Source organism: Ideonella azotifigens (genome assembly GCF_006519715.1).
Taxonomy (GTDB): domain Bacteria; phylum Pseudomonadota; class Gammaproteobacteria; order Burkholderiales; family Burkholderiaceae_C; genus Ideonella; species Ideonella azotifigens.
In genome coordinates this window covers 1-3631 of the sequence record NZ_VIDT01000562.1, presented here as the reverse complement: position 1 = coordinate 3631, position 3631 = coordinate 1, and the positions used below count along the sequence as shown (strand labels likewise).

General features: G+C 69.3%; 3 protein-coding genes. All 3 read left to right on the top strand.

Annotated features, from left to right (window positions below; all coding sequences use genetic code 11):
* The coding region (locus FKP22_RS32600; protein WP_170201052.1) for a Vgb family protein at positions 1–915 on the top strand (915 nt) is incomplete at its 5' end.
* A gap of 1 nt (position 916) precedes the next feature.
* A complete protein-coding gene (locus FKP22_RS24065; protein WP_141290197.1) occupies positions 917–1426 on the top strand; it encodes an SRPBCC family protein in 510 nt (169 codons plus the stop codon).
* 13 nt (positions 1427–1439) lie between these two features.
* The gene (locus FKP22_RS24060; RefSeq protein WP_141290196.1) at positions 1440–3569 is read left to right on the top strand and encodes a virginiamycin B lyase family protein; all 2130 of its coding nucleotides are present in this window, start codon (positions 1440–1442) and stop codon (positions 3567–3569) included.
* Positions 3570–3631: the final 62 nt, after the last annotated feature.

Genomic DNA, 3631 nt, shown 5'->3' with positions numbered 1-3631 from the left:
AAGATCCCTTCCGCTGGCGGCGGGCCGGGCAACACGCTGGTCGCCGCGGCCGATGGCTGGCTGTGGTTCCCGCTGATGTTCGGCAACAAGGTCGCCGCCATCCACCAGACGACCAAGGAGTTCCGCGAGGTGGCGCTGCCGCGGCCTGTCAGCATGCCGGTGGGCCTGGCCTCGGCAGGCGACGGCGTGATGTGGGTGGCCGAGTTCCGCGGCAATGCGCTGGCCCGCATCGACATGGCCACCGCGAAGGTCGACGAGTTCCCGGTGCCCTGGGCCAACGCGCTGCCCAGCGCGGTGGTGGTGGACGAGACCGGCGCGGTGTGGATGTCGCTGATGGGCGAAAACGCCATCGTGCGCTTCGACAGCGCCACCAGCCAGTTCACCCGCCACGCGCTGCCGCTGGCCGACAGCAACCCGCTTTACCTGCTGCCCGACGGCCACGGCAACCTGTGGGTCAGCGCCGCGAAGGACGACGGCAGCTACGTCGCCCGCTTCGACCGCGCGCAGCAGCAGTTCCAGGTCTACATGACCACCGAAGCCGGCGCCAACCCGACCGGCATGCTGCTGGACGGCAGCGGCCTGTGGGTCGCCGAAGGCGGCAGCGGCCACCTCTCGCGGCTGGACCCTGTGACCGGCGGCTGGGCGCGCTATCGCATCCCCGGCGCCAAGCCCGAGCCGGTGCGGCTGGCGCGTGACGCAGAGGGCCGCATCTGGATCGCCGACGGCGGCGAGATCGGCAGCGTTGGCGGCAACCAGCTGGCCGTGTTCCAGCCGTCCACCGCGCGCTTCACCACGCTGCCCATGGCCAACGGCCAGGCCAAGCCCATGGGCATCTACGCCGGTGGTGCCGGCGGCATCTGGTTCACCCAGCAAGGGGCGAACCGCATCTCCCTCATTCCCACGGACGCCATCTGACATGAACACCATCGGACTCGACATCGCCTACCCCGTGCCGGCCGCGGCGGTCATGGAAGCCTTCTGGCGCGCCGAACACTGGCCCGGCCTGACGGAGCACGTGACCGGCATCACCTTCCACTACGAAGACGCGCAGTGCCAGGTGCTGACCATGGCCGTCAACAGCCGCGGCAGCCATGCCTCGTTCCAGACCATGCGCTGCCGCCAGCGCAACCGCATCTACTACTTCCAGCCCACGCCGCCGGCCTTCCTGCGCATGCACGGCGGCTACTGGGAGATCACGCCGACCGAGCAAGGCTGCAAGGCCGTGAGCCACCACGAGTTCGTGGTCAACGAGGACGAGGCGCGCCACTTCGCCAGCACCGTGCTGGGCTGGGACGGCCAGGGCGACGTGGCCGAACGCATTGGCGAGCTGCTGCGCGCCAACAGCCGCCAGACCATGGAAGCGCTGCGCAACGCGCTGGCCAGCGCTCAAGCCGAGTCCGCCGCCGTTGCCACCGACGTGGCCTAGCCAGGAGACCGCCATGCACACCACCTTCCTCAGCCTGGCCCTGGCCGGCGCGATGCTGCTGCCCACGTTGGCCCTGGCCGCGGCCCCCTCCACGGACTTCGGCACGCCCACGGCCGTGACGCCGGCGCCGACCACGCTGCACCGGCTGCAAAGCTCCGCCGGCAAGACCTTCACGATGGCCGAGTACACCGTGCCGACTGCCCATGCCGTGCCGCACATCCTGGCCATCGACCAGAACGACGCGGTCTGGTTCAGCGAAAGCGGTGGCCGCTTCGCGCGCAATTTCATCGACGTGCCGGCGCAGTCCAAGATCGGCCGCATCGACGTGGGCGGCACCATGTCCGAGTGGTACCTGGGCGACGCCGAGACCAGCCCGATGGGCATCGAGTTCGACAAGGCCGGCGACCTGTGGATCACCGAGCGGCTGGCCAACCGCATCACCCGCTTCAAGCGCGACGGGCAGAAAGTCCACTACCAGGTGCCCACGCCCGGCGCTTGGCCGACCGGCCTGGCCATCGACCCGGCAGGCGACGTCTGGTTCACCGGCACCAAGGCCGACAAGATCGGCGTGGTGCGCATCAAGACCGGCCAGGTCGAGGAGTTCGCGCTGCCGGCCAAGGCGACGATGTCCACCGGCATTGCCGCCTCGCCGGACGGCACGATCTGGATTGCCGAGCGCGATGTCAACATCATCGGCAAGTTCGACCCCAAGACCGCCACCTTCACCCAGTACAAGCTCTCCACGCCTTCGGCCCGGCCCTGCGGCGTGACGGTGGACAAGACCGGCACCGTCTGGTTCACCGAGCGCGGTGCCGGCAAGCTCGGTCGCATCCTGGCCGACGGAACGGTGCAGGAATTTGCGCTGGAGAACCGCCAAGCCGGGCCCTTCATCATCGTGGCCGACCAGTTCGGCCAGATGTGGTTCAGCGAGCTGTTCGCCAACAGCATCGGCCGCTTCGACCCGGCCACCGGCCAGTTCGAACACTTCCCGATCAGGGGCGACAACGCACACCCGGCGGGCCTGGCCATCGACTCCAAGGGCAACGTCTGGTTCGCCCAGCAAAGCACCAACAAGCTGGCCACCATCATCCGGGCCGACCTGGGCTACGTGGGCGGTGAACAACGGGTCTCGCAGGCAAGCCCGGCCGACCCGGTGGCCGACGCGCTGAAGGGCTACCGCTACGACCCGATGGAGATCCCGACCACCGACTCGCTGCCCGGCATCGTCAACATCGACAAGCGCGGCACCGTGTGGTTCACGCAGATGGGCGGCGGCTTCGTCGGCCCGGGCTTCCCGCCCGGCCCGGCCGGCAGCAAGGTCGGCTATGTGCGCGACGGCAAGCTGCACGAGCTGGCCATGCCCACGCCCGAATCCGGCCCGACCTCGCTGGGGCTGGACCCGGTCAACGACGACGTGTGGGTCAGCCTGCGCGCGGCCAACAAGATCGCCCGCATCCGAAACGATCAGGTCACCGAGTTCACGGTGCCGGTGCCCGACAGCCTGCCGGTCGGCGTGGCGGTGGACAGCAAGCACAACGTCTGGGTGGCCCTGAGCGACGGCAACGCGCTGGCCCGCATGACGGCCGAAGGCGAGTGGCGCGTGCTGCCGCTGCCGGCCCCCAACCTGGCGCCGCGCACCGTCTTCGTGGACCACGAGGACCTGGTCTGGTTCGCCGAGAAGCAGGGCAACCACGTGGGCCTGGTGGACCAGCAGAAGTGGCGCGTGGACCGCTGGAAGATTCCCACCCGCATGGCCTGGCCGCTGTCCATCGTCGAGGACGAGAAGGGCGACATCTGGTTCGCGCAGATGCGCTCGGACAAGCTCGGCGTACTGGACCGCCACACCAAGCAGATCCGCGAGTACGCGATGCCGGTCAACTCGGCGCCGTTCAAGCTGTCCTACGACGCCGGCAACCACGCGATGTGGGTCTCCACGGTGTTCGGCAACGCGGTGATGCGCTTCGACATCCCGAAGGGCGAAGTGGTGGCGCGCTACCCGGTGCCGCAGGACGGCGTGTGGGTGGGCGGCATCGACCGCGACGCCGACAGCTGCTTCTGGATCACCGAGCAGTTCGGCAACCGGGTCGACCGGCTGTGCATCGACGGCGTGTCCAAGCCACTGCGCGCAGCCAAGGCGGACTGAGGCCATGGACCGCCAGGACTTCGTGCTGCACCGGGTGGCCTTCGCCGGCCTGCCCTACGCCG

Coding starts and splice junctions, on each gene's coding strand:
- FKP22_RS24065 (WP_141290197.1), top strand. CDS start 917: ATGAACACCATCGGACTCGACATCGCCTACCCCGTGCCGGCCGCGGCG.
- FKP22_RS24060 (WP_141290196.1), top strand. CDS start 1,440: ATGCACACCACCTTCCTCAGCCTGGCCCTGGCCGGCGCGATGCTGCTG.